This is a genomic window from Bacillus sp. OK048 (genome assembly GCF_900103525.1).
Lineage (GTDB): Bacteria > Bacillota > Bacilli > Bacillales > Cytobacillaceae > Neobacillus.
On record NZ_FNHN01000002.1, the window covers coordinates 80,523 to 103,964 of the forward strand.

The window sequence follows — 23,442 nt, forward strand, 5'->3', positions numbered from 1 at the left end:
TTAATTTTCAGACTATTATCAAGGTGACAATTGGTACTTTCTGCCTTTTTCAGGATTTTCTTATTAGTATTCCTATCTGTAGTAGACATGCGTTACAATTGTCTTCCTCTTATTACCATTATTGAGCTAACCATCCTCCATCGACATAGATCGTTTGACCTGTGATAAAACTGCTTGCATCCGAAGCAAGTAATATAACTGCACCTTCCAGCTCTTCAGGGGTTCCTAGCCGTTTTAGCGGTGTTTTACTAATAATTTTATTTCTTACTTTTTCGTTACTTAATTCCTCTTGGTTCATTTCAGTTTCAATATAGGCTGGGCCTATTGCGTTTACAGTAATTCCGTATCTCGCCCATTCTAAGGCAAGGGATCTTGTTAAATTAATAACCGCACCTTTGCTTGCCGTATAAGCACATATTCCTACATCCCCAACAGCTCCTACAACGGAAGCAATATTAATAATTCTCCCATGCCCCTGTGACTTCATCGTCTTTGCGGCTACTTGTGAACAAAAGAATAAGGATTTGACATTCAAATTCATAACCCTATCCCACTCTTCCTCTGTCACCTCTAACGCAAATTTCGTTTCGGAAGTACCCGCATTATTCACTAAGATATCAAATGTGCCAAACTCTTCTATCACCTTTGAAGCCATATTTTTGATTGAATCGATCTTAGTCAAATCTGTAGTTAATCCGATTGCCTTTCTGCCCAAATGTTTTATTTCATTTACTACCTCTGTATTTCTGACTTCATCACGGCCAACGACCGCAACGTTTGCTCCTTTTTTCGCTAAAGCTAGGGCCATTAACCGCCCTAACCCGCGGTTACCTCCTGTGACAATAGCTGTTTTATTATTTAAATCAAAGATATCTGCCATTTTCATCAACTCCTATTTTAAATTTCCTTCTTACCTATCTAATACACAAAAATCATGCCGAAATGAAAAGTATTAAATAAACAGAGATAGAACAGTCCCAATAGGAGTAAAAGCCTCGGAAAAGTTAGAAGTTGAAAATAAAAAATCATTCCCATAATCATCTTTAGGAGAGTAATTATTATTTATAAGAAGTTTATTACTAACTCTAATTCCGCTTCTATAGTCATGTACTTAAACAAGGATCCCTAGTGGCTCGTCGATATAATCTAAATGCAAACATGGTAAGTCGTTGGTGTACTGAATACAAAAACGGGCAATACGGAGACATGTAAATTATGGGAGGCAGACATTAAATACGGCTATGTCGAGGGTGAAGATCGATTTTTCTTTGTCATGTCCATAATTCATGTCTATGACCGAAGCATTGTGGACTACCATATCGGCCTAAGTTGTACAGGCAGCGACGTGAATCAAGCGGTGCAGAGGGCTTTATTTAAACTCCAACAATTCGATGAATTGGAAAAACCTGTGATTCGAACAGACAATGGACCACAGTTTATTTCCCATACCTTCGAGCAGTTTTGTGGAAATTACAAAATTAAACATGAAAGAATTCCACCAAAAACACCGAATATGAATGCCCATATCGAGTCATTCCATCGGATCTTTGAGGATGATTGCTTATCCAGATGGCAATTTGAAACATATGCACAGGCCTATGAAGTTGTCACAGAATTCATGGTTTTCTACAACGAAAGACGCATGCATTCGAGTATTCTAGATTTATCACCAATGGAATTTTACAAGAAACAAATGCAGGAAAAGATGCAAATCAAAGAGGTTCGGGTTTAATCCCCTTTCCATTTTTTCTTCCTTTTGTCCCAAAATAAAAACAGCTATTTCTGGAGTGGAATCAAGGGCGACGATAGTCGGGCGAAGCCTTTACCCTTGATGGAATGGAAGAAATGGCTAGACTCCAAAAAGGATAAAAGGAAACGAAAAGCAATGTAAATTTAAGAAAAAGTTAGATTAAGAATGATATTGTCCAAAATTCGGGGGTTAATCCGGAACGGCTTTCCTGCTTTCCCCCTTGCTGCGCAAAAAGCAGTAATTTTAGGAATGACTCTGTTTAATTTTTTTCATATAGTAATCTAATTTTATCGTTTTCACCTGTTCTTCAAATAGTTGAAGAACAGGTGAAAACCATTGTCCAAATAAAGTTTTTCGTGTAACCTTGTCCAAGTGAGTGTCCTTTATTAGTGCATTTGGACGGGTTACCACCTGATTAATTAATGCAACATTAGTGTACCTACGTAAATATATAGTACGTTTCACCTGTTTAGAATCTTCTTGGAATACTGTTCTTTTAAAGTACGACGAACAATTTTCCCTGTCGGATTTTTTGGCAGCTGTTCGACAAAGTCTACCGATTTAGGTATTTTATATCCAGCCAACTTATCACGACAATAATCAATAATTTCTTGCTCTTCGACTACTTCTCCCGGTTTTAACCCAATTACTGCATGCACTCTTTCGCCCCATAGTTCATCAAATAACCCAATTACTGCTACTTCGTACACTTTTGGATGTCTTGAAATGACGTTCTCCACTTCTGAAGGATAGACATTTTCTCCTCCGCTGATGATAATGTCCTTTTTTCTGTCTCCCAAGTAGATAAAGCCTTCCTCATCCATTCGGGCCATATCCCCTATTGACAACCAATCTTCTCGGTGTGCTTCTCTCGTCGCTTCAGGGTTATCCCAATACTCATCTAATAGTACACAGATACCTCTAACATAAAGCTCTCCAATCTCACCTTCGGGAACTTTATTTCCATCTTCATCCAGGAGGCGAATTTCCTGACCTACTACGACTTGACCGACTGAACATGCTTTTCTATACTGATCCCCCGGGCGTAATAGGGTTACGATGCCCGCTTCAGTAGCACCGTAAAACTCATATAAATCTGCCCCTGAAAAAAACTTAAGAGTTTCTTCTTTGGTTTTTAACATGATTGGAGCTGAACTGCTCAAAAGCATCCGAAGAGAAGACATATCATACTTATTTTTAATATTTTCAGGTAAATTCAATATCATAGTAAGCATAGTCGGAACCAACGAAGTTAAAGTAATTTTCTCTTTTTGAATAATACTTAATAACTCTTCTGGATTAAAGCCGATAGAAGGAAAGACGACACTTGTTCCACCATTTATGGCTATCATTTGTAAGAACCAAGTGGAATTCCCATGAAACATTGGCATAATTAACAGCATCTTATCTGTACAATTAATTCCCCCAAATTCCTTTGCAAACACGAGAAGATTTGTTACCATTTTCCGGTGAGTAATCACTGCTCCCTTAGGAAATCCCGTTGTACCGGAAGTATATCCTATTAAAAGGGGATCATTTTCCCTAACATCTACTTCAGGATTATCTGATGAGGAGGATTTTAACCACTCTTCATAATTAATGGCTTTATCCTTTACACCTAAACCCACATAATAAGCAAGAGTTGGTGCATCTTTTTTAATCTCCTCGACTAATTCAGAAAAGGATGCTTCGTATATAATCGCTTTGGCTTTGGAGTTGTTAATTACATACTGAACTTCCGAGGCCGTAAAACGAAAATTTACGGGAACCACTATAATACCTGCTTTGGCCAAACCATGGTATATCTCAAGCCATTCAGCACGATTGTAAAATAAGACTGCACAACGATCCCCTTTTTTGAGTCCCCTTTTTATCAAGTTATTAGCTAATTGATTAGCTCTTTCTTCTACTTCAGCATAGGTATATCTCGTATCACCAAAAATAATTGCCGTTTTATTAGAGTATTTCGCAGCAGTAATAGACAGTAATTTTCCAAGCGTGAATTCCATCATGATCCCCCCTAACATTTATACACTTTAGAAACCCGAAAATTATATGATTCATAGTTTTCGGGCTCAGTCATTAACTGATAATTTCAGAATTGAACTACCCAGCAAGAGGTTGCCTACAATGAAGGCGGTTTCACAGCAATTTGCTCCAAAGCTTTATCTCTATTTGTTGAAATACTTAATAATACAGATAATAGCGCAGCAAGAAGCATTCCAAAACCAAGGATATAAAACCCTGAACCAATATTTGAACCGACACTAGCAAAGGCAACAATTGGTGGACCAATCACCCCGCCAAAATTCCCAAATAAATTTATGAAACCATTATGCGAACCCGTGTGTTCTGGAGGGATATTATCCAAACACCAAGCCCACCAAGCTCCAAATGGTGTATAAATCCCAATCGCACTTATGCACAGCAAAAGGTAACTCAAAACCGGATCATGGATAAAATAACTCACTAAAAGCGCTGTTCCACCTAGAGTAAGCGGCCAAGCGACATATTTTCCACGTGTCATTTTCCTATCAGAAAGACGGGAATTTATAAACATGGAAATGGAACCCAGGAGTGGTGGAAGGGCACTTAACAATCCAACCGTTGTTAATGTGCCGCCGTTTATTGACTTTACCACTGTTGGAAGCCACAACCCATATGCGTATAATCCCGTCAACCAAAACAGGTATATAAAACCTAGGGCCCAAAGACGGGATGATAGTATCGATTTTACAAAGGGTTGTTTTTGAGTAGAAACATCATTTGTTTGAATACCCCTATTTTTAAGAATGAACTCTCGTTCTGTCTCAGAAAGCCTTTTATCCTCCGCTGGGTCGTCGGTTAATAGGAAAATTGCTAATACCGCTAAGATTATTGGTGGCAGGGCTTGGAGGAAAAACATCATTTTCCAATCCCACATATCAATCATCCAGCCTGCAAATGGAGATAAAACAACACTGGATAAAGGAACAGCTAATAGGAATAACCCAGAGATTTGTGCACGTTCATTTACAGGAAACCATTTTATTGTCAAAACCATGAAGGAGGGCCACATAGCACCTTCTGCCAATCCCAACAGAAACCGTACAGCTACTAAACTTTCAATTGACTGCATGAATCCAGTCAAGCCGCTAAAAACGCCAAATAACGTCGTCGCAAAAATAATAACCCACTTTGCACTAAATCGCTGGGCGATCCATCCTCCAGGCATTTGCGTTAGAATATAACCCAAAAAGAACGCAGACAACAAGAAGCCCATTTCTCTAGAGGAAAGACCCAATTCACTAGTCATACTTGGTGCGGCCATTCCGATGTTCGAGCGGTCTATAAATGCAAATAAATATACGAGGAACAAGAAAAATCCTATACGATACCATCTCGTTTTTGGAATTGCGTTTCCTAATTTTTTTAATTGCATATTATTCCTCCGTAATAGTTATTTAGTTGTAGTTTTATAGTTTATAGCTTGTTCCTCTGGAATTTGAGCAAGACCCCTTGCCAAGTCGGGAGAAACGACATCCATATCCGTTTCTACATTAACCAATGCTGGTACCCCGGATTCGATAGATCTTTGTAGAGCATCTGGAAGCTGCGACAACTCTGTCACCCATTCTCCATGTCCCCCGAATGCTTCCATAATTAAGTCGTAGCGCGTTGTATTTAAAGTAGTACCAACTGTGTACTCTGGGCCATAGTCTAATTCCATGGCCTTTCGTTCAATATTCCAGCCTCCATTGTTACTAACAACAATTACAAACGGAATTTTGTGTCTAACCGCAGTGTCTAATTCCGCTAAGGTAAATCCTAATGAGCCATCTCCAGTTACTAAGATTACTGGTGATTCGGGACGGGCAAGTTTGGCAGCTATAGCTGCAGAAATGCCAATACCAATTGTGCCTAATGCACCAGGATCTACATAATGTCCTGGCAAGTCACGACCAAACGCAAGCCTGCTATAGGAAAGGATATCTCCTCCATCAGCAACTATGGTTGTATCTTTCGTTAAATACTTATTTACTTCGTAACAAAGTCGAAGCGGGTGGATTGGCGAAGATGTCAACTCGGCTGCTTGTAGATCTAATCGATCCCTGTTATCGCGATCCTTCTTTTGCAATTTCTCTACCCACGAAGAAAACTGCTGAGATACATTAGTTTGATCTTGTAATGCCGTATCCAGCTCCATGATAAATTTTCGAACATCACTAATTACAGGCACATCAATAGGACGAGTTCGGGCGAGTTCAGTTGGATCCGTATCTACCTGAACGAATATAGAATCTTTTGAGAACCTTGGCTCAAAACCGTAACCTAAAATAAAGTTAAGTCGTGCACCAAGAATAATAACTACATCTGCAGTTGCCATTGCAAGCGAACGTGCTGCTCCTACATGGAGTGGGTGTCTATCCGGAAAAACCCCCTTATTCAGAGATGTCGTCAAAACCGGTACTCCATGGCGCTCTGCAAAATCGATCAATGCTTCGTGAGCCCCAGAAAAGAATGTACCCCCTCCTGCAATAATAATCGGTCTCTTAGCATTCTTCAGAATTGATGCAACGCTTTGGACAGCCGACAGATCAGGAGCTGGTGGGTCGACAACTAATGTGTCGCTAACCTGTTCCAACCAATTTGGGTCCGCCTCAGCCTTAAAAACACTTGTCGGTATATCTAGGAAAACAGGTCCTGGCTTCCCACTACTAGTTGTTTGAAACGCTCTATTAACCCACATAGGAATTTTCTTCGTTTCAAAGATGAGTTCAGCAAATTTTGTAATTGGTTTCATAATTCCCGTTTGATCAATTTCCTGCATTGCCCCCATTCCCATTTGAGCAATAGGTGCATGTGCTCCAATTACTACCATCGGAGTTGCAGCTTGAAAAGCTGTAGCAACACCGGTTGTTGTATTTGTTACTCCAGGTCCAGCCGTTGCTAATACAACAGCAGGCTGCCCCGTAAGACGGGCCCATGCATACGCCATATGAGCGGCAGCTTCTTCATGCCGTACATCAACAATATGGATTCCATAGTCAATCAACGCCTTGTATACGAAACTAATGTGTCCACCATTAAGTGAAAAGACCTTTCGTACTCCCTTTTTATAGAGAGCCGCAACAAGTAGCTCAGCTCCATTCATTCATTTCCCCTCCAAAGATTATAAATAATATTACATGGATAACAAATTCTGGTACAATTTATAAACCACACATTTCATTTCCAAAACCTATGATTTTATCAATATGTACCTACATGAAGACTCACCTCCTTTCAAAAAAAATACCTGTTTATGCAAGCAATCTTTGTATTTGTTTTCGTTTGTCTCTGGACCACTATTTTCGATGTCTCAGTATTATTTGAGCAATTATATAATTGTCTTAAACCATATTAATAGTCATGCCGTACATCAACAATATGGATTCCATAGTCAATCAACGCCTTGTATACGAAACTAATGTGTCCACCATTAAGTGAAAAGACCTTTCGTACTCCCTTTTTATAGAGAGCCGCAACAAGTAGCTCAGCTCCATTCATTCATTTCCCCTCCAAAGATTATAATTAATATTACATGGATAACAAATTCTGGTACAATTTATAAACCACACATTTCATTTCCAAAACCTATGATCTTATCAATATGTACCTACATGAAGACTCATCTCCTTTCAAAAAAAATACCTGTTTATGCAAGCAATCTTTGTTTTTGTTTTCGTTTGTCTCTGGACCACTATTTTCGATGTCTCAGTATTATTTGAGCAATTATATAATTGTCTTAAACCATATTAATAGAATTGGAGTTAAGAAGCTTGTAATCGTTCCGGTAATAATAAAGGCAATGCTGCCAATTGCACCGGTTAATTCCCCCTCTTCCATGGCACGTACTGCTCCCAATCCATGATATGAAACACCTATAACTAACCCACTTGAAATAGGATCTTTAATCGAGAAACGATCCAAAAAGTATCCGACAGTTAGAAATCCAAACATTCCCGAAAAAAAAGTTACTCCGACAGTAATGGAGGGGTCTCCCCCCATTATCCTAGATAGTTCCATCGCTATAGGGGTAGTTACAGCTTCGATACTATCGAGTACACCAAGCTGGAAGGAAATCCGCCTATTCTAATAATAGTATGATTTCCTAAGGCGATCTTCTATTTTAAAACACCGAATAATCCGACTTCTTGGATTATTTTTTGTATATTTATAATTTCTTTATCTAATTGTTGACTGATATTGATGACATCTGGATGTGAAATTTCTCTATCTATTGCCATTGAATACAGCTCTTTACGATATACACCTATGCGTTTATAGCATTCTATTGCAGCTCTTAGATGCATAGTCAAAATCTCCTTTTTTCTGAATTCAATTCAATCGACGTTCTAAGTTTGAGAGGAATCTATCCCTAAGCAAGAAAATAGTCCACTTTACGAGACTGTAAATTATGTTAATTACTCTTTCTAACTAAAGTAAAAAACAACAGTGACATAAGGATCCACAATTTGTAAAATACTTATTTTTCAGATTATGAGAACATTGGGGCGTAAAGTATGTCCGTCTAAATGGTTCAGTCCGCCTTTGTTGAATTTCTGCTCAATCAGGAGAAATTCGTTTTCCCAGTCATATAAAACCCTTAGATCAGGTTTATCGATTTTTTTTGCTAAAATAATCGGCAATACCCATTGCACTGATAGGTAATTCGATTTGTAAGTAATCGTAAATTTGATGCGAATCAGGTACTCCTAATATCGTTAATTCACCTTTAATAAGGTCAAATATTTGATCAGCAATCCATGTTTGATCCTCATTTAGATGGACAGCTTTTTCTCCGATTTCTACATAAAGCGGTAACCATGAATTAATTTGTTTATACACTTCTTCTACATCTGAGGCAGCTCCAAAATGTCCAAAATAAATGCGATCTACATTCAGTTTCTTTATTCTTTCAAGAGAATCCAGTGTTGCATCTGGCTTAAATTGATTGGGAGAAGATAAAGGCAGATAAAGTTTAATTTCTAAGTCTGCTAGAACTTCTTCACAGTTCATTCCGAGTGTATCACCCGTAAATATTCCATTACTAACGGAATCTAAAATGCAAAAATGATGATCACTGTGACCCGGCGTATCAAAGAAAGTCAGAGTGCGGTTTTTGCCAATCTGCAAGATGTCACCATCTTTTTTAATAGTGATTTTCTCTTCAGGTACGGGCAGAATTGGTTCAAAAAGGCGGTCAAAATCATCGCCATAAACTGCTTTTGCCCCCAATTTTAGTCTGGAAGGGTCAATTAAGTGACGAGCACCTTTAGAATGTACATAAACAGCAGCGTTCGGACAGTCTTGCAATAATAATCCGACTCCTCCGGAATGATCAAGGTGAATATGAGTGACAATGATGTTTTTCACATTTTGTGGATCAATTTCTAATTCTTTTAATCCATTTAATATATGAGGCAAAGACATGCTAGAACCTGTTTCCACTAGTGTAATGTCATCGTCAATAATGACATATGTACCTGTACGATTAGGTAATCCTAGATCAAATACATCAATTAGATAAATAGAGTTGGAGAGATCATATATTTTATTTGTCATATTAATATCCATTATAGATGTGGCCAAATGCCACCTGAAACAGGTATGATATGCCCAGTAATAAAGGCTGACTCATCACTGGCTAAAAATAGAGCAGCATTGGCGACATCAATTGGCTTTCCTAACCTCCCCAATAATGTTTTATTCCGATATTCTTCAAGGGTTTCACTGTCCATTCTGTCTACGACTGAAGTTTGAATTAACCCAGGAGCAATACAATTAACATTAATAGCAGGACTTAATTCCTTGGCAGCCGTTTTCGTAAATGAGGATACTCCTGCCTTCGCAGCACCATAATCTGCATATCCTTTATCCCCTTCAAAGTGAATAGTAGAAATATTGACTATTTTTCCATATCCATTCTCCATCATTTTTGGAGCCACTAATTTTGTACAATGAAAGGTTCCCTTTAAATTGAGTTCCATCGTATGATCCCAGCGTTCCCCATCTATTTCAAAAATAGATTTCATCATGGTCGTATCACGGATTCCGCCAACGACATTCACAAGAATATCTATTTTCAAGAATCTTTTATTTGCCTCTTCCACTACTTCCTTTACTTCATCAAAATTTAGTACATTTGCCCTTATCGCTACAACCTGGTCGACATCCATAAATTCAAGTAGTTTTTCTCTTGTTTGATTTAACCGATTCTGAGAAATATCTGTAATCACTAATTGGGCACCCTCTTCCGCAAATCGTAAAGCGATTGCTTCCCCCATTGGGCCGCCAGCACCAGTTACGAAGGCAACTTTATCTTTAAGTCGCAATAGAATCTCCCCATAACATGTAGTTTTATAGAATCACTTAAATACCAAATAACTCGAAACAAGGACCAGTGCCAGATGAATGTACATGGTTTAATCGTTATGTTGCGGACTATCTCCTAGCTCAGGATCCGCAGCTAACAGTACATTGGGAAAAAAGCCAAAAGTAACAAATCATTCCACTGGTCCTCATATCCAAAATAAATAAATTAGACCCCCATTAGTCAACTTCCTCGATTATTATTGCACCAACAGGGCAATTCTCTTCAGCCTCACGGATTAAATCTAGTAATTTGGGATCTGTATTATAGGCTTGCGATTTACCATCTTCTCCAAATTTAAAAGCTTCTGATACAATTCCGATACACATTCCATTACCAATACATGCGTTTTTATTAACTGTAACCTTCACGAAGAATTACCCCCATTTAAATAGGAATGAAAACTTTTTTCATATAAATCTAGTTACTTTGCTATATAAACATCAAGTGATTTTAAAAGACGGCCTATGATTGTTGATTCCCAAGTTAATTGATCATTTGCCAATTCCAGATGATTAATTCTTTGTAATAGGGTGTTGACAGCAATATTTACTTCTAATCGCGCTAATTGATTTCCAAGACAATAATGAGCCCCATGACCAAATCCAAGATGCGGATTCGGATCCCGTGTAATATCCAATTGATCTGGATCCTCAAATTTTTCTTCATCCCTATTTGCAGATGCATTTACAATTAGTAGTCTTTCACCTTTTTTTATGATTTTATTACGAATTTCGATATCTTCTTTAGCAACTCGAACCACTGCTTTTGCAGCACCATCATAACGAACAAACTCATCCACGGCTGTGTTAATCAATGATGGGTTCTCTTTTAATAATTTCATTTGACTAGGGTTTTTAAGAAGTGCTAGCACACTATTTGCAATCATTCCTGTCGTTGTTTCATGTCCAGCTTGAAACAAAAGAATACTCTGAGCAATTAATTCTTCATTGCTTAAAATCCCTCCCTCATTTGCTTCAATAAGGGCACTAATAAGATCTGATCCTGGCTCTCTTTTTCTTTCTTCGAACTTTTCTTCAAAGTAAGCCGACATCTCTTTAACAGCAAGAAAAGCCTTCATGTGTCGATCTTTTACGGATAAATCAATGAAAACTAAAGTATTGAGATCATGTGTCCAGGTTTTGATTTTATCAAAATCCTCCGTTGGCAGCCCCATCATTGCTGAAAGTATATTTGACGGAATGGAGAATGCATAATCTGAAACAAGATCTATACGTTCTCTTTTTTCAATTTCATCGATGGCTTCATTTACTATTTTCTGTATTGTTTCCCTCATTGACCCGATAACTCGAGGGGAAAAAGCCTTTTGTAATACCCTGCGAATACGAGTGTGATTGGGCGGATCGGTTAAGGGCATCCACTTTTTCATTACCTCCGCAACATATTTTCCCTCTGTCGGCATTTTATCCATTACTTGTTTGCTAATTCGGTCCGCGGAAATTCGTGGATCTTGTAAAAGTGCATACACGTCATCGTATTTAGTGACGATCCATCCTTTCCAGCGATCATTCCAATAAACAGGATCTTCTTTCCGTATTTGTTTAAAATAGGAATAGGGATCACTGACAGCTTGAGGATCCAACAGGTCATTAGTAATTGCAATCATTAAGATTTCCTCCTTAATATGGGGTTAATTTTATTTTGCGAGAATAATAATAGAACAAATGTTACCACTTAAGTTTGAAATACCTCCTCCTCCCATCGTCTCTGCCACACCGACAAGAGGAAGTTTCCCGTTTTTTTCTATTTGTCTATTTCCTGCTCTACCATGAAGCTGTAAATATATCTCATATAGCTGTGCTATGCCTGTAGCTGCTAATGGGTGACCTTTGGACAGCAATCCCCCACTTGTATTGACTGGTTTAGCTCCAGTTAATTCGGTTACACCATCACTAATTAATTTCCCACTGTCACCAGGCATACAAAATTGTAGACCCTCATAAGCTAAAAGCTCCGCTATCGGATAAGCATCATGCACTTCGGCAAAATCAATGTCATTAGGTCCCAGCCCTGCATTTTCATAGGCTTTAGAAACAGTCTTATTAATTAACTTTTGACTCCAAACGCTTTCTTCAGGTTCGTAAACTGTATCTCCACTTAACATCACCGAAGTCTTTACACTAACAGGATTTGAAATACCTAGTTTTTTTGCGTAATCCTTTGACACTAGTATTGCAGCTGCTGCACCATCACCAATTGGACAGCATTCTAATAGCTTAATAGGATCCGCGATTGGTCTTGATGACATAATTTCATCAATTGTTAATTGTTTACGATATTGAGATTTTGGATTTAATGTCCCATTATAGTGGTTCTTTACCGATACTTGAGCGAGTTGTTCTTCAGTTATGCCGTACCGATCCATATATCTACGACTCATTAATGCATACTGAGCTGGTAAAATTAAACCTTGACTCACTTCATAATCTTCCAAATTTAATGGTATAGGTCCGCTAATACTTGTTGATAATTGTTCAATACCAACAGCTAAAGCAACGTCTACCACTCCCATTGACACTTGCAGCCAGGCTTCCCGAAAAGCAGTTGAACCACTTGCGCAAGCGTTTTCAATATTTGTTACAGGGATTCCTGTTAACCCAATTTCCATTAATATTTTTTGACCGATGCCCATCTCCCCGTAAACGCTCCCAATAAATGCAGCTTCAATTCTTTGTTTTTCGATCCCGCTATCTTTCAAAGCTTCAATAATGGCAGTATACCCTAGCTTACTGATTGGCATTTCTGGAAATTTTCCGAATGGTGTCATTCCCATTCCAATTACCGCAACATCTCTCATTTTTAAACCTCCTCTATTAACTTAAATTCAAATGCGTTGATTGTTTCTCCACTCTTTGTAGGGATGGTAGTACGGACTCCTTTCACACGTTTGTTACTATCTAGGTGTTGGTGACTCTCGACATTTACCCTTGCTAGAAGACGGACCCCTTCATCTAAATCAACAAACGCTAGTGTATATGGTGCTTTATAAAACGGTGAATCTGTCCTAATAGTCGTATAGGAAAATATGCGTCCAGTTGAACTAATCTCAACATTCGTCAATGACTCCAAACAATCAGCGCATATTTCTTTTAACGGAAAATATTTTTTTTCGCATTTAGGACAATAGGAACAATTCAGCTTAATATTATCGTCCTGAGAATCAGTGACCATCAACTTTTCTAAGTTATACAATCAAATCACTCCAATTTCATAAATTTCAGTTTAGTGGTGTTATATAAATACTCAGAATATGTAGACTGAAAGGTTATGCGTATTTATAAAACCCTTCTCCTGCTTTTTTGCCCAACATTCCTGCCTCCACATATTGCTTTAACGTTCGAGATGCTCGAAACCGGTCTCCATAAGCTTCAAACATATCGGAACTTAACATTAAAAATATATCTAGACCGATATGGTCGACCAACTCTAGAGGACCCATAGGATGATGTAAACCTGTCTTTACAATTCCATCGAGTGTTTCTTTATCACATACGCCTTCTTCTAAAATCCTTATTCCCTCCGAAATGACAGCTGCTGCAATACGGCTTACTACAAATCCCTGGACATCGTTCACTACATAAGGTTTTTTCCTAATTTGCTTTGTAATTTCTACTACCCTATCAACCGTATTCTCATCCGTTTTCAAACCGCGAATAATTTCCACTAATTCCATACGATGCGGTGGATTGGAAAAATGCATTCCTATAACTCTTCCAGTACTTTTACAAGCACTTGCAATGGAAGTAACACTTATTTGCGAAGTATTTGTTGCTAGAATTGTTTCTACCGGGACCAATGGTTCAATTTCACTAAAAATACGTTTCTTCAAATCTAGATTCTCTGGAACCGCTTCTACAATTAATGAATAGTCGGAAATTTGACGATCGATTTGCTCGCTTGTTGAGATACGTGCAATAATTTGTTCGATTTCGGCATTGTTATAGTTGAAAGACAAATATTTCCTAATAAACTGAAATGCTGTTGATAGCTGATCTTTGCTCTTGTCAATTAACAGAACATCCCAGTTTGCTTCCGCAAAAACTTGGGCAATTCCGCGTCCCATCGTTCCGGCACCAACAACACACACCTTTAATTTATTCACTTAAATCCCCCCAAATTTTACTGTTGTTACGATCTGCCTTCCATGCTTTTTACATGGCAGTTACAGAACGTATCGGTTTAAATCGAATTCCGTTAGATTAAAAACGTTTTAATTTTGATAAAGCAAAGATTGTTCTTCTTTAGCAACGAGTGCTACCCACCCCCTTAATAGACATTTATGATTGTTATATTTCGTGACCTTTCACCGAAACTCCCTAGAATTTGACCACTCATAAAATATATTAACAAAGCAATCGGGTGATCTGATCATTATGTCAAATCGTAAACTTGATAGGTGCTGTTTTATAGCGGATCATACGAGACATCATCATCACTATATAAACTGTCAGCAGGATTTAGTGTCTGCGTGATTGTTCTATTTTCACTGTTCATATGTTCAAAACTGTTGAAAAAAAAAACATTTTTTCTATATTCCAATGTTCATACAACTTTGTAATTGGACAACAAGCCACATGGTTATGAGGTGATCTGGTCACAATAGACAAATTAAAAATCATTGAAATGTATCGCGGATCTGAACAAGATGTTAAATTGATTTTTAGCAGACTTTTGAAGGTTTAAAAAAATTTATATACTACAATGAGTATGTCAAGTAAATAACTTAATGCGGTTATTAGGTGATCTGATCATTAGAGTTTAAAAAGATTTTTGACTCTGTTTATTTTCTCTATTTCATCGATTTACTCATGAATTTTCCAACTATTTATAATTATATCAACATACATAATTTTCTGTCAATAATAAATAGTCTTTCTTTAGATAATCTTTTCCTTCAACTTTTGAGTTAATAGATTTTTCCCTACAACAATGAAAACATATAGCACCGGCCTCAACCAGCGTTTAAGCCAAAACTCTTCCTAGGGTCCATAAATTACCATTGCATATCTTATGCCCTATATGTCATTTATCACAATATACGTTGCTTTTATCGGTCCGTGTACGCCAACAACAAGGTTTAATTCAATATCAGCAGAGTTACTTGGACCCGTGATAAAATTTATGCAGGAGGGAATATGTCCTGTATTTTGGTGCATTTCCCGGATTTTCACCGCCGCTTGAGTCATTCTTGGAACAAGCGAACTTTTGGGAATCAGCATAATAGAGGTCGCTGGCAAAAAGCTGACAGTTCTTCCCCTGTCTTTGTCACTGAACATAACGACCGTTCCAGACTCAACCAGCGTTATTTCACTAATTGTGATCCCGACATTTGCATGCTCAGCCTGATGGACATTCTTTTCCCCTAATGTATAATCCCATTCAAAAACATCAACATTTTCAGATGGCCACTTTTCTTTCATCAGGGAATCGAGGCCCCATTTGGAAAACCGTTCATCCTTCCATGTTACTACTGGACCGCCGCCATTTTCCGCGACCACATCATGTACCACCGTGGAGAGCTCGGCCAAATCTACGGTAAAAATCTTCGTATGGATTTTTTTACAATGCTCTTTTAAAATCCCCAGTAGTTCATCCTGTAAAGCATCCTTATAGATTTCAAGTTGAGGCTGATATTTCCATCTTGGCCTTTCCATCGGTTTAGAAATTCGCGGGCGGTTCAACCTGCTGGCAACTTGATTTAAAAATTTATCTCGATTATGGATCGTGCCAATCATGAATTATTGTCTCCTTTCTCTTTCTCTCTATTGCTAAACCAATCTCTGAATCTCTCTTTTTTTGGTGCCGGAAATTCCCGAATTTCTGTCCATGCCTTTAATGGTCCCGGTCCTTTTAAAATTTTATCCCCTGAGATAAATGGAGACATAGCAGCAGGTGCAATCTTCGAACCAATTTTATATAGAGTTGGTGATGCAGCACCTAACCCGAATGCCTTCATCAATAATTTTTCAGAAATAGGGGCATTCCCTTCTTTTTCCACAATGACTTCCCGATGTTTATGCAGCAGATTGTGAAGCGGAATTTTCACTGGACATACTTCTGTACAGGCACCGCACAGGGTGGATGCATATGGCAGCTCCTTGAATTCATCATACCCTTCAAGCAGTGGTGTCAAAACGGCACCGATTGGTCCAGGGTAAATGGAACCGTAAGAATGCCCGCCGATATGACGATATACCGGGCATACATTGATACACGCAGCACAGCGAATACATTGCAATACGGATTGGAACTCACCGCCTAGAATGTTGGATCTGCCATTATCGACAATGACCAGATGGAATTCTTCCGGTCCATCTACATCCAGTTCTTCTCGCGGTCCGGTCAATAAGGTGATATAGCTGGTCAGTTTTTGCCCAACCGCATTTCTAGTCAGCATACTGACGAGTACTTCCATTTCTTCAAAGGTTGGAACCAGCCGCTCCATGCCCATAACGGTTATTTGTGTTTTCGGCAGTGCCGTTACCAAGTCAGCATTCCCTTCATTTGTGACCAAACAAAAGGAACCTGTTTCTGCAACTGCAAAGTTACAGCCTGTTATCCCAATCTCCGCTGCTAAAAACTTTTCTCTAAGCGTAACCCGTGCCTGATAGGCAAGTTCTTCAGGATTGGATGATTTCTTGTATCCTAATTTCTTTTCAAAAACTTCCCTAATCTGCTCTCGATTTTTATGTAATGCCGGTGCTACAATATGTGATGGTGGATCATGCTCATCAAGCTGTAAAATGTATTCACCGAGGTCAGTTTCCACAACTTCACAGCCTTCCTCTTCAAGCATTGCATTAACACTAATTTCTTCCGTCACCATCGATTTGGATTTCACAATTTTTTTCGCTTCGTTCTTTCGCACTACACTTCTGATGTATTCATTCGCTTCTTCCTTCGTTTGAGCGAAAAAGACGTGTCCACCGCGTTTGGCTACGTTTTCACTTAATTGCTCTAAGTAATAATCCAAATATTCAAGAACATGCTGCCTGATTTCTTCCCCATGATTGCGCCATGCCTCCCAGTTGGTCAAGTCCTCGGTTGTTGCTGCCTTGCGCTTCATGCTCATCCCATCCTGTGCAGAAGCAACTGCACCACGCATGAATTCATCATGAATTCCGTTATCAACACGTTCCGTAAACTGTTGCGTACCAATCTTTATCGCCATTGGAAATCCCCCTTATATCTTTTCGAAAAAGTACATAGATTAATGGCTGTTCAATATTTCTGCAATATGCAATACCTTAATGGGCTTCCCTAATCGTTCTATCCGGCCGCCGATGTTTATCAGGCAACCAGCATCTGCACCGACAAGATATTCCGCGTCCGTTTCTTCAACATGGGAGACTTTTTCGTCAACCATCTGCTCCGAGATTTGTGACATTTTAATAGAAAAGGTACCTCCAAAACCGCAGCATTGTTCTTTTCCTGGTAATTCAGTGAACTTCAATCCTTTAACATTTCCTAGTAGAATCATTGGTGGTTCTTTAACCCCCAATAATCGTGTCATATGACACGATGTGTGATAGGTAACATTCCCCTTGAAAGTAGCCCCGACATCCTCAATTTTTAAAACGTCCACAATAAATTGAGTTAACTCATATGTTTTATCTGCCAATGCCTGCGCCTTAGGTTCCCAAACGGGGTCGCCTGCAAAAATATGTGGATACTCTTTAAACATAAAAGCACAAGAACCGGAAGGTGAGACAACATATTCGGCATCAACGAACGTTTCAATCATCCGTTTCATGGCCTCTTTTGATTCTTTTACATACCCGCTGTTATATGCCGGTTGGCCACAGCAAACCTGCGACTCAGGGAATGCAATTTCACACCCAAGTCTTTCAAGTAGTTCAACTGTTGCTTTGCCTACATTCCCCTGAAACATATCAATTATACACGTTGCAAATAGAGTAACCTTCATTTTTCTCTTCCCCTTAAAAGCGTTCTATTTCTTCTTGCAGGTCATCTGATCACCAGACTACTCAATATTCTAAATATTACACCAATTAACCCCTTTTTGAAAGGGGTTTCATAAAATAATGCACTTATATTTGAAAAAGTAGTTCAATTTTTGTGGAGAACAGTTGAAAGCACAGAGTAAATTAAGTCCGCAATAGAAATGATTTAGATTTTTTTAATTTTTTTACGATCCTTTCAATTTTCTTCCACGATATCTTCGTATCGGTCAAATGAAATCAGATCCTGGCCACTAACCAAATGTGCAAGTATTAGTTCCTCAGCTTGGGCAACATTTTGTTCCTTGATTGCTAAAAAAATCCCGCGATGTTCTGCCAATAATTTTTCTGGCATGCTCGGAGAGACATAATATTTATCCCTGATAAACTTCATAGCCTTTTGCATTGTAGTTGAAAGATGTTCCATCAACGATATCAAAATTTTATTCTGGCTAGCTTCAGCAATTGCGAAATGGAAAGCCCAGTCAGCTTCACCGCCAATGATAACAGAGGTTAAATCGGATTCCATTTGGTTAATGGCAGTTTCAATTTTTATTAAATCTTCTGTTGTTCTTCTTTGAGCAGCAAATGCTACCGTCCCCTTCTCTAGGATCTTACGAACATCCAACAAATTTATTATGTCCTCTTTTGTAATGAGGAGATAATCGGGAATAGACTGGTTTAGGATAGAGGAATCAAAATTACGAATGAATGTCCCTTCTCCATGTCTTGCTTCTATCAAACCAATCGTTTTTAATACACTCAATGCTTCACGTATTGTTGATTGCCCAACATTAAATGAACTTGATAGTGAACGTACCGATGGTATTTTATCTCCAGGTTTCAAATTTCCACTAGATATAATTTCTTTTAGTTGTTCAACCACATTCTCGTATAAATTTTTTGGCTTCACTTGCTGAATTTCCCACACATTAATCACTCCTATTACGTATATACCCATTTGAACCTATAGCTAAAGGTGATCTGAACACCAGGTTACACTTTGAGTATACTCGCCAATCGTCCTTTCTGTAAATACACCTTTGGCTCAATACTTTAAAACGAAATCTAAAAGAAACAACAGCACTAACAAAAAGTTTTAAGCAAACACTACAAGAAGTTCAACTCTCAATCGCGGATGGGAATTATCTTATCTACCGAAGCCCTGCGATGGAAAAAGTAGTTTCGCTTGCAAATAAGTTTTCTGCTGTGGATACCCCTGTCCTCATTTTAGGAGAGTCCGGTGTAGGTAAAGATGTGCTCGCAAATTATATTCATTCGATCAGTGACCGAAAAGATAAAGGGCCATTTGTAAAAATTAATTGTGGCGCCATTCCTGAACATCTCTTGGAATCCGAACTTGTCTTTAATATTACAGAGTAGAACGGGGTTAAAATTATTTAACTTTTAATATGAAATACTTCACTACACTAAAAAATGATAACAATAAAGCCATTTAAATCTACATGTTATTGCATACGCTTAATGGAATAACCAAAATATAATCTCAATTTTAAAATCAATTAATTCTTTTTTCCCTAACGGGTGAACTTAATTACAAAATTTTAGAGATTCCACTAGTAGTAAATAATACACAATAAAGGCAGTTTCTACTACAGTGCTTTATCGACATCCCTTGATACGTTTTTATTGGTTTCTTGAGTATTTTTACTATTTACAATCCATATCCCTACCAGTACAAGCATAATTCCTGCTAAAGTAACTATACTTAGGTTTTCATCTAAAAATATGTATCCAGAAATGACACCCACGATGGGTACAATCAGTAAAGAAATCGATGCTTTGCTTGCTTCTGTACGCCTCAGAATTTGATTCCACATTACAAAAGCCAAGGCAGATGCAATAATCCCAGAAAACAGAATATAAACGACCGGCATAAATCCCCAATGAGATTCACCGTGTTCAAATGAAAGCGTATATATTAATAATCCCACCGTTCCGATCGTCATTTGCCAAGTTGTAAATTGAATGGTGTCACAATGCTTTAATTTCAGTTTAAAAAGCAAGTTGGCAATAGCCCAAGAAATAGCCGAGCTTAATGCCAGAAACATAATCCATATTGATCCTCCTAAACGGATATTCATAGCGAGAAATAACCCGACTATGCCTATCAAAATTCCAAACATCTTTCTTACAGTTAACCGTTCACCAGGTATCCACTTATGTGCCATAATTGATAGAAAAAGCGGCATACTGTAGGTCAAAACAGAGGAAAGACCTGCACTAATGTAGTTAAGCGATATTTGAATAGCAATGTTAAAATAAGCTGTTTGGAACAGTCCACATAGAACCAACCATTTGAAATCGGATTTATTAGGAAGTGGTATTTTTTTCATCACACACACACCTAGGAGTACAAAAGAACCTGTTAAAAACCGCAAAGTAGCAAACTCTCCAGGAGGAAATGCACCATTTCCTAATTTCATGATAACAAAATTAAATCCCCATATCAGACATAAAATGGCCATCGCAGCATTCATATGAATGATTCCCCTCCCTTAAATAATTAAATATTTAGAAAAATGGTGTTAACCATTTAACAAACTATTGGGTTTCACCATCTAGTGTGAACAATCTAATTAAATTTCTCGGAATCGTTAGTTTTTTAAATCCTCTACCTGTTCTCAAATTTCACTGATAGCTATCATTTGAAGAACAGTGTATGAATTTTGAAGAAACATAGCCCATTTGTTTCCACCTCTACATCTTCATTCTTATTAAAAAACTTTACAACGAAAATCAATTAGTGTCTAATATATAAATATCATATTTTTAAGTCGTAAAACGACTTAATTGAAAGGAGTAGAAGCGTGGAATTGCGTCAACTTAAATATTTTACAATTGTGGCAGAGGAGTTACATTTTGGACGTGCGGCAATGCGTTTACAGATGACACAACCACCTTTAAGTCAACAGATTTTACAACTCGAAAGTGAACTTGGAGTAAAGTTGTTTGAGAGATCAAAAAGACATGTAGAGCTGACAAATGCAGGAAAAATTTTCTTACAAGAAGTTCGCCAAGTCCTTACGAAATTAGAGGGAGCTAAGGCTTTAGCTCTTAGGGCACAAAATGGAATGGTTGGACAGTTAGTAGTGGGGTTTGTTGGATCCGCAACATTTGATATTCTTCCTGTCATTGTTCGGGGGTTTCGTGAACAGTTTCCATACGTAGATTTGATTCTTCAAGAGATGCCTACTCCTACGCAAATTGAGGCATTTCATAATAAGGAAATTGATATTGGTTTTGTAAGACCCCCTATTTTTGATCCGCTTTTATCACTCTTGTCAGTTTATCAAGAGACATGTATCGCTGTTGTACCGAAGTTGCATCCATTTGCGCAGCGTGCTTCAGTATCGATGGATGATCTGAGCCCTGAACAATTTATATTGGTGGAGAGGGAAATTTGGCCGGGGTGGTACGATGATACCATCTCAAAATGTCACGATGCTGGTTTCAGCCCAATTATACGTCAAAGTGTGAAAGAAATACAGACAGTTATAGGATTGGTTGCGTCAGGACTGGGTATTAGTATTGTGCCAAGATCAACATCGAATATTTATACACGCGATGTCACATATGTGAACATCGAGAAAGAAGCCCCACGTGTAGAAATGAGTCTTGCTAGGCGAACAGATGACAATTCAAATTTGGTTAAACAATTTATCGCTACAGCAACACAAGTCATTGAATGTATCTAGTAAGAAACGGATAAATTCATCACAATTGGCTTCAGTCAAATATGAATTTATGTAAAGCTATACAATGCAAGTAAAAATGTTATAAACAAAACATTCTGGAAGAAGAAAAAGAATCCTTAATAGGAGAAGCTACTGAAAAGGTTAAATCCACTGACAGTGCGGAAAATGTTGTGTAAATAAGTATGGAAGCAATCCTTCTTGGCATGAATTACGATAAATAATTTTTGCAATGGAGGATTTTCGACATGAAATTACCAAAGGAATTAATCAAAGAAATTGTTAAGGAAGAAAAATTCACAAGTACCAATCAAATCATGGAAACGATTAAAGAAATGTTTTCTGATATTTGGAGGAAGTACTCCAATGTGAAATTGATGAGCAGCTAGGTTATGAGAAACACCAGCGCCGGAGTGATGGACCTAGCAATTACCGAAATGGCGCAACTAAACGTAAATTAAAAACTTCATTCGGTGAAGTTGAAGTAAGTGTTCCTAGGGACAGAAATGGCTCGTACGAGCCACAAATTTCGGACAAATACCAAAGAAATATGGATGGTCTGGAAGAAAAAATACAGTCCCTATACGCTCACGGAATGTCCACTAGGGATATACAGGAACAGGTCAAGGATCTCTATAATATTGAAATTTCTTCCGAATTAGTTAGTAAGATTAGTGAGAAAATTATGCCACAGGTGAATGAGTGGCAGGGCCGTCCACTTGAAGCCTATTATCCTTTCATTTTCATGGATGCCATCCATTATAAAATTCGTGATAATCACCAAATTATCTCGAAGGCAGCCTACGTTGTTTTGGGAATCAACATTGAAGGAAATAAAGAAATACTGGGCAGCTGGGTTGGAGGAAATGAAAGTAGTAAGTTTTGGCTAGGTGTGTTGAACGATTTGAAAACCCAAGGGGTGAAAACCGTTAATCTTTTCTGTGTTGATGGGCTTACAGGCTTTAGAGAAGCCATTCAAGCGGTGTATCCTTTTGCCGGTATTCAACGTTGTATCATTCACCAGATTCGCTCAAGCACCAAATATGTATCTTATAAACACATAAAGGAATTTGTCGCCGATTTAAAGCGAAACGGCCAGAGAAAGACTCATAGAATTCAAAGATAAGTGGGGCAAAGAATATCCATCTTCGGTTAGGTCATGGGAAGAAAATTGGGACATTTTGGCCACCTTCTTTGCATATCCTCCAGAAATCAGGAAAATAATATATACTACGAATATTATTGAGGGACTTCACCGTCAATTTAGAAAAGTAACAAAAACCAAGTCCATTTTTCCTAATGATGATAGCTTAAGAAAAATGCTTTACTTGGCGGCTCAAAATATGGAAGAAATGGACAATGCGTTACCGTAATTGGGACATGATTTTGAGCCAGCTTGAGATTTTAAACCAAACATCATAATTGGGGACTCTGTCCCCTAACCCCTGAAGTTTATCGCTTTTGTTTTCCCTAAAACGGACACAAAAAAACGAACAGCATAAATCCGTCCGTTTTAATGTAAAAGCCATAAAACCGCTTGGGTTGCACTTCTGCATTGCCCTATCCTGTTTTATGGTAAAAGGAAATTATATTATTACC

22 protein-coding genes and 2 pseudogenes are annotated in these 23,442 nt (G+C 38.1%); 4 read left to right on the forward strand and 20 right to left on the reverse strand.

Annotated elements, in window-relative coordinates; genetic code table 11:
* Window positions 1-118 precede the first annotated feature (118 nt).
* Window positions 119-880 (reverse strand): SDR family NAD(P)-dependent oxidoreductase, encoded by a 762-nt coding sequence (locus BLR86_RS03670; RefSeq protein WP_090758422.1) that lies wholly within the window; start codon window positions 878-880, stop codon window positions 119-121.
* A 297-nt stretch (window positions 881-1,177) separates the two neighbouring features.
* Here BLR86_RS03670 and BLR86_RS03675 point away from each other — a divergent pair, with 297 nt between their 5' ends.
* Window positions 1,178-1,732 carry a DDE-type integrase/transposase/recombinase gene (locus BLR86_RS03675; protein WP_090758424.1) on the forward strand — a complete coding sequence of 185 codons (555 nt, stop codon included), beginning with the start codon at window positions 1,178-1,180 and terminating at the stop codon, window positions 1,730-1,732.
* 241 nt (window positions 1,733-1,973) lie between these two features.
* Here BLR86_RS03675 and BLR86_RS25595 read toward each other — a convergent pair.
* From BLR86_RS25595 to BLR86_RS03760, 18 genes and pseudogenes are all read right to left on the reverse strand, one after another.
* Window positions 1,974-2,122, reverse strand: a pseudogene (locus tag BLR86_RS25595) (DUF4372 domain-containing protein); the annotation flags it as partial.
* 89 nt (window positions 2,123-2,211) lie between these two features.
* On the reverse strand, window positions 2,212-3,762 hold the full coding sequence (locus BLR86_RS03680) for a long-chain-fatty-acid--CoA ligase (RefSeq protein ID WP_175492779.1): 1,551 nt from the start codon (window positions 3,760-3,762) through the stop codon (window positions 2,212-2,214).
* A 113-nt stretch (window positions 3,763-3,875) separates the two neighbouring features.
* Window positions 3,876-5,171, reverse strand: coding sequence for an MFS transporter (locus BLR86_RS03685; protein WP_090758428.1), 1,296 nt, complete (start codon window positions 5,169-5,171; stop codon window positions 3,876-3,878).
* 18 nt (window positions 5,172-5,189) lie between these two features.
* Window positions 5,190-6,884 carry a thiamine pyrophosphate-binding protein gene (locus tag BLR86_RS03690; protein ID WP_090758430.1) on the reverse strand — a complete coding sequence of 565 codons (1,695 nt, stop codon included), beginning with the start codon at window positions 6,882-6,884 and terminating at the stop codon, window positions 5,190-5,192.
* Between the two features lie 248 nt (window positions 6,885-7,132).
* Window positions 7,133-7,279 carry a thiamine pyrophosphate-binding protein gene (locus tag BLR86_RS03695; protein WP_090758432.1) on the reverse strand — a complete coding sequence of 49 codons (147 nt, stop codon included), beginning with the start codon at window positions 7,277-7,279 and terminating at the stop codon, window positions 7,133-7,135.
* Between the two features lie 225 nt (window positions 7,280-7,504).
* The gene (locus BLR86_RS03700; protein ID WP_368086754.1) at window positions 7,505-7,855 is read right to left on the reverse strand and encodes an LrgB family protein; all 351 of its coding nucleotides are present in this window, start codon (window positions 7,853-7,855) and stop codon (window positions 7,505-7,507) included.
* Between the two features lie 41 nt (window positions 7,856-7,896).
* Window positions 7,897-8,085: an aspartyl-phosphate phosphatase Spo0E family protein gene (locus BLR86_RS03705; protein WP_090758436.1), complete on the reverse strand. Its 189-nt coding sequence runs from the start codon at window positions 8,083-8,085 to the stop codon at window positions 7,897-7,899.
* 304 nt (window positions 8,086-8,389) lie between these two features.
* Window positions 8,390-9,337, reverse strand: coding sequence for an MBL fold metallo-hydrolase (locus BLR86_RS03710; RefSeq protein WP_090759415.1), 948 nt, complete (start codon window positions 9,335-9,337; stop codon window positions 8,390-8,392).
* Window positions 9,338-9,348: 11 nt separating this feature from the next.
* On the reverse strand, window positions 9,349-10,107 hold the full coding sequence (locus tag BLR86_RS03715; RefSeq protein ID WP_090758441.1) for an SDR family NAD(P)-dependent oxidoreductase: 759 nt from the start codon (window positions 10,105-10,107) through the stop codon (window positions 9,349-9,351).
* Between the two features lie 217 nt (window positions 10,108-10,324).
* Complete coding sequence (locus BLR86_RS03720) at window positions 10,325-10,516, reverse strand: ferredoxin (RefSeq protein ID WP_090758443.1); 192 nt, start codon at window positions 10,514-10,516, stop codon at window positions 10,325-10,327.
* A gap of 53 nt (window positions 10,517-10,569) precedes the next feature.
* Window positions 10,570-11,772, reverse strand: coding sequence for a cytochrome P450 (locus BLR86_RS03725; protein ID WP_090758445.1), 1,203 nt, complete (start codon window positions 11,770-11,772; stop codon window positions 10,570-10,572).
* A gap of 30 nt (window positions 11,773-11,802) precedes the next feature.
* The gene (locus tag BLR86_RS03730) at window positions 11,803-12,963 is read right to left on the reverse strand and encodes a thiolase family protein (RefSeq protein WP_090758447.1); all 1,161 of its coding nucleotides are present in this window, start codon (window positions 12,961-12,963) and stop codon (window positions 11,803-11,805) included.
* Window positions 12,964-12,965: 2 nt separating this feature from the next.
* The gene (locus BLR86_RS03735; RefSeq protein WP_090758449.1) at window positions 12,966-13,358 is read right to left on the reverse strand and encodes a Zn-ribbon domain-containing OB-fold protein; all 393 of its coding nucleotides are present in this window, start codon (window positions 13,356-13,358) and stop codon (window positions 12,966-12,968) included.
* A gap of 73 nt (window positions 13,359-13,431) precedes the next feature.
* Window positions 13,432-14,268: a 3-hydroxyacyl-CoA dehydrogenase family protein gene (locus tag BLR86_RS03740; RefSeq protein WP_090758451.1), complete on the reverse strand. Its 837-nt coding sequence runs from the start codon at window positions 14,266-14,268 to the stop codon at window positions 13,432-13,434.
* Between the two features lie 913 nt (window positions 14,269-15,181).
* Window positions 15,182-15,901, reverse strand: a complete 720-nt coding sequence (locus BLR86_RS03745; protein WP_090758453.1) for a LutC/YkgG family protein — start codon at window positions 15,899-15,901, stop codon at window positions 15,182-15,184.
* Window positions 15,898-17,337 carry a LutB/LldF family L-lactate oxidation iron-sulfur protein gene (locus BLR86_RS03750; RefSeq protein WP_090758455.1) on the reverse strand — a complete coding sequence of 480 codons (1,440 nt, stop codon included), beginning with the start codon at window positions 17,335-17,337 and terminating at the stop codon, window positions 15,898-15,900. Before BLR86_RS03750 ends, BLR86_RS03745 begins: the two co-directional genes overlap by 4 nt.
* Before the next feature lie 39 nt (window positions 17,338-17,376).
* On the reverse strand, window positions 17,377-18,093 hold the full coding sequence (locus BLR86_RS03755; RefSeq protein WP_090758457.1) for a (Fe-S)-binding protein: 717 nt from the start codon (window positions 18,091-18,093) through the stop codon (window positions 17,377-17,379).
* Between the two features lie 233 nt (window positions 18,094-18,326).
* Window positions 18,327-19,058: a FadR/GntR family transcriptional regulator gene (locus BLR86_RS03760; RefSeq protein WP_175492781.1), complete on the reverse strand. Its 732-nt coding sequence runs from the start codon at window positions 19,056-19,058 to the stop codon at window positions 18,327-18,329.
* A 221-nt stretch (window positions 19,059-19,279) separates the two neighbouring features.
* Here BLR86_RS03760 and BLR86_RS03765 point away from each other — a divergent pair, with 221 nt between their 5' ends.
* Complete coding sequence (locus tag BLR86_RS03765; protein WP_302847205.1) at window positions 19,280-19,510, forward strand: sigma 54-interacting transcriptional regulator; 231 nt, start codon at window positions 19,280-19,282, stop codon at window positions 19,508-19,510.
* Window positions 19,511-19,740: 230 nt separating this feature from the next.
* On the opposite strand, the gene BLR86_RS03770 is transcribed toward BLR86_RS03765, so the two are convergent.
* Window positions 19,741-20,628: a DMT family transporter gene (locus BLR86_RS03770; RefSeq protein WP_090758464.1), complete on the reverse strand. Its 888-nt coding sequence runs from the start codon at window positions 20,626-20,628 to the stop codon at window positions 19,741-19,743.
* A gap of 330 nt (window positions 20,629-20,958) precedes the next feature.
* Between BLR86_RS03770 and BLR86_RS03775 the strand changes: the two genes are divergently transcribed.
* Complete coding sequence (locus BLR86_RS03775; protein WP_090758466.1) at window positions 20,959-21,846, forward strand: LysR family transcriptional regulator; 888 nt, start codon at window positions 20,959-20,961, stop codon at window positions 21,844-21,846.
* A gap of 245 nt (window positions 21,847-22,091) precedes the next feature.
* A pseudogene (locus tag BLR86_RS03780) lies at window positions 22,092-23,265 on the forward strand (IS256 family transposase).
* The last annotated feature ends 177 nt before the right edge of the window (window positions 23,266-23,442 follow it).

Coding starts and splice junctions, on each gene's coding strand:
- BLR86_RS03680 (WP_175492779.1), bottom strand. CDS start 3,762: ATGATGGAATTCACGCTTGGAAAATTACTGTCTATTACTGCTGCGAAA.
- BLR86_RS03750 (WP_090758455.1), bottom strand. CDS start 17,337: ATGGCGATAAAGATTGGTACGCAACAGTTTACGGAACGTGTTGATAAC.
- BLR86_RS03730 (WP_090758447.1), bottom strand. CDS start 12,963: ATGAGAGATGTTGCGGTAATTGGAATGGGAATGACACCATTCGGAAAA.
- BLR86_RS03705 (WP_090758436.1), bottom strand. CDS start 8,085: ATGCATCTAAGAGCTGCAATAGAATGCTATAAACGCATAGGTGTATAT.
- BLR86_RS03710 (WP_090759415.1), bottom strand. CDS start 9,337: ATGACAAATAAAATATATGATCTCTCCAACTCTATTTATCTAATTGAT.
- BLR86_RS03685 (WP_090758428.1), bottom strand. CDS start 5,171: ATGCAATTAAAAAAATTAGGAAACGCAATTCCAAAAACGAGATGGTAT.
- BLR86_RS03670 (WP_090758422.1), bottom strand. CDS start 880: ATGGCAGATATCTTTGATTTAAATAATAAAACAGCTATTGTCACAGGA.
- BLR86_RS03755 (WP_090758457.1), bottom strand. CDS start 18,093: ATGAAGGTTACTCTATTTGCAACGTGTATAATTGATATGTTTCAGGGG.
- BLR86_RS03770 (WP_090758464.1), bottom strand. CDS start 20,628: ATGAATGCTGCGATGGCCATTTTATGTCTGATATGGGGATTTAATTTT.
- BLR86_RS03690 (WP_090758430.1), bottom strand. CDS start 6,884: ATGAATGGAGCTGAGCTACTTGTTGCGGCTCTCTATAAAAAGGGAGTA.
- BLR86_RS03695 (WP_090758432.1), bottom strand. CDS start 7,279: ATGAATGGAGCTGAGCTACTTGTTGCGGCTCTCTATAAAAAGGGAGTA.
- BLR86_RS03725 (WP_090758445.1), bottom strand. CDS start 11,772: ATGATTGCAATTACTAATGACCTGTTGGATCCTCAAGCTGTCAGTGAT.
- BLR86_RS03745 (WP_090758453.1), bottom strand. CDS start 15,901: ATGATTGGCACGATCCATAATCGAGATAAATTTTTAAATCAAGTTGCC.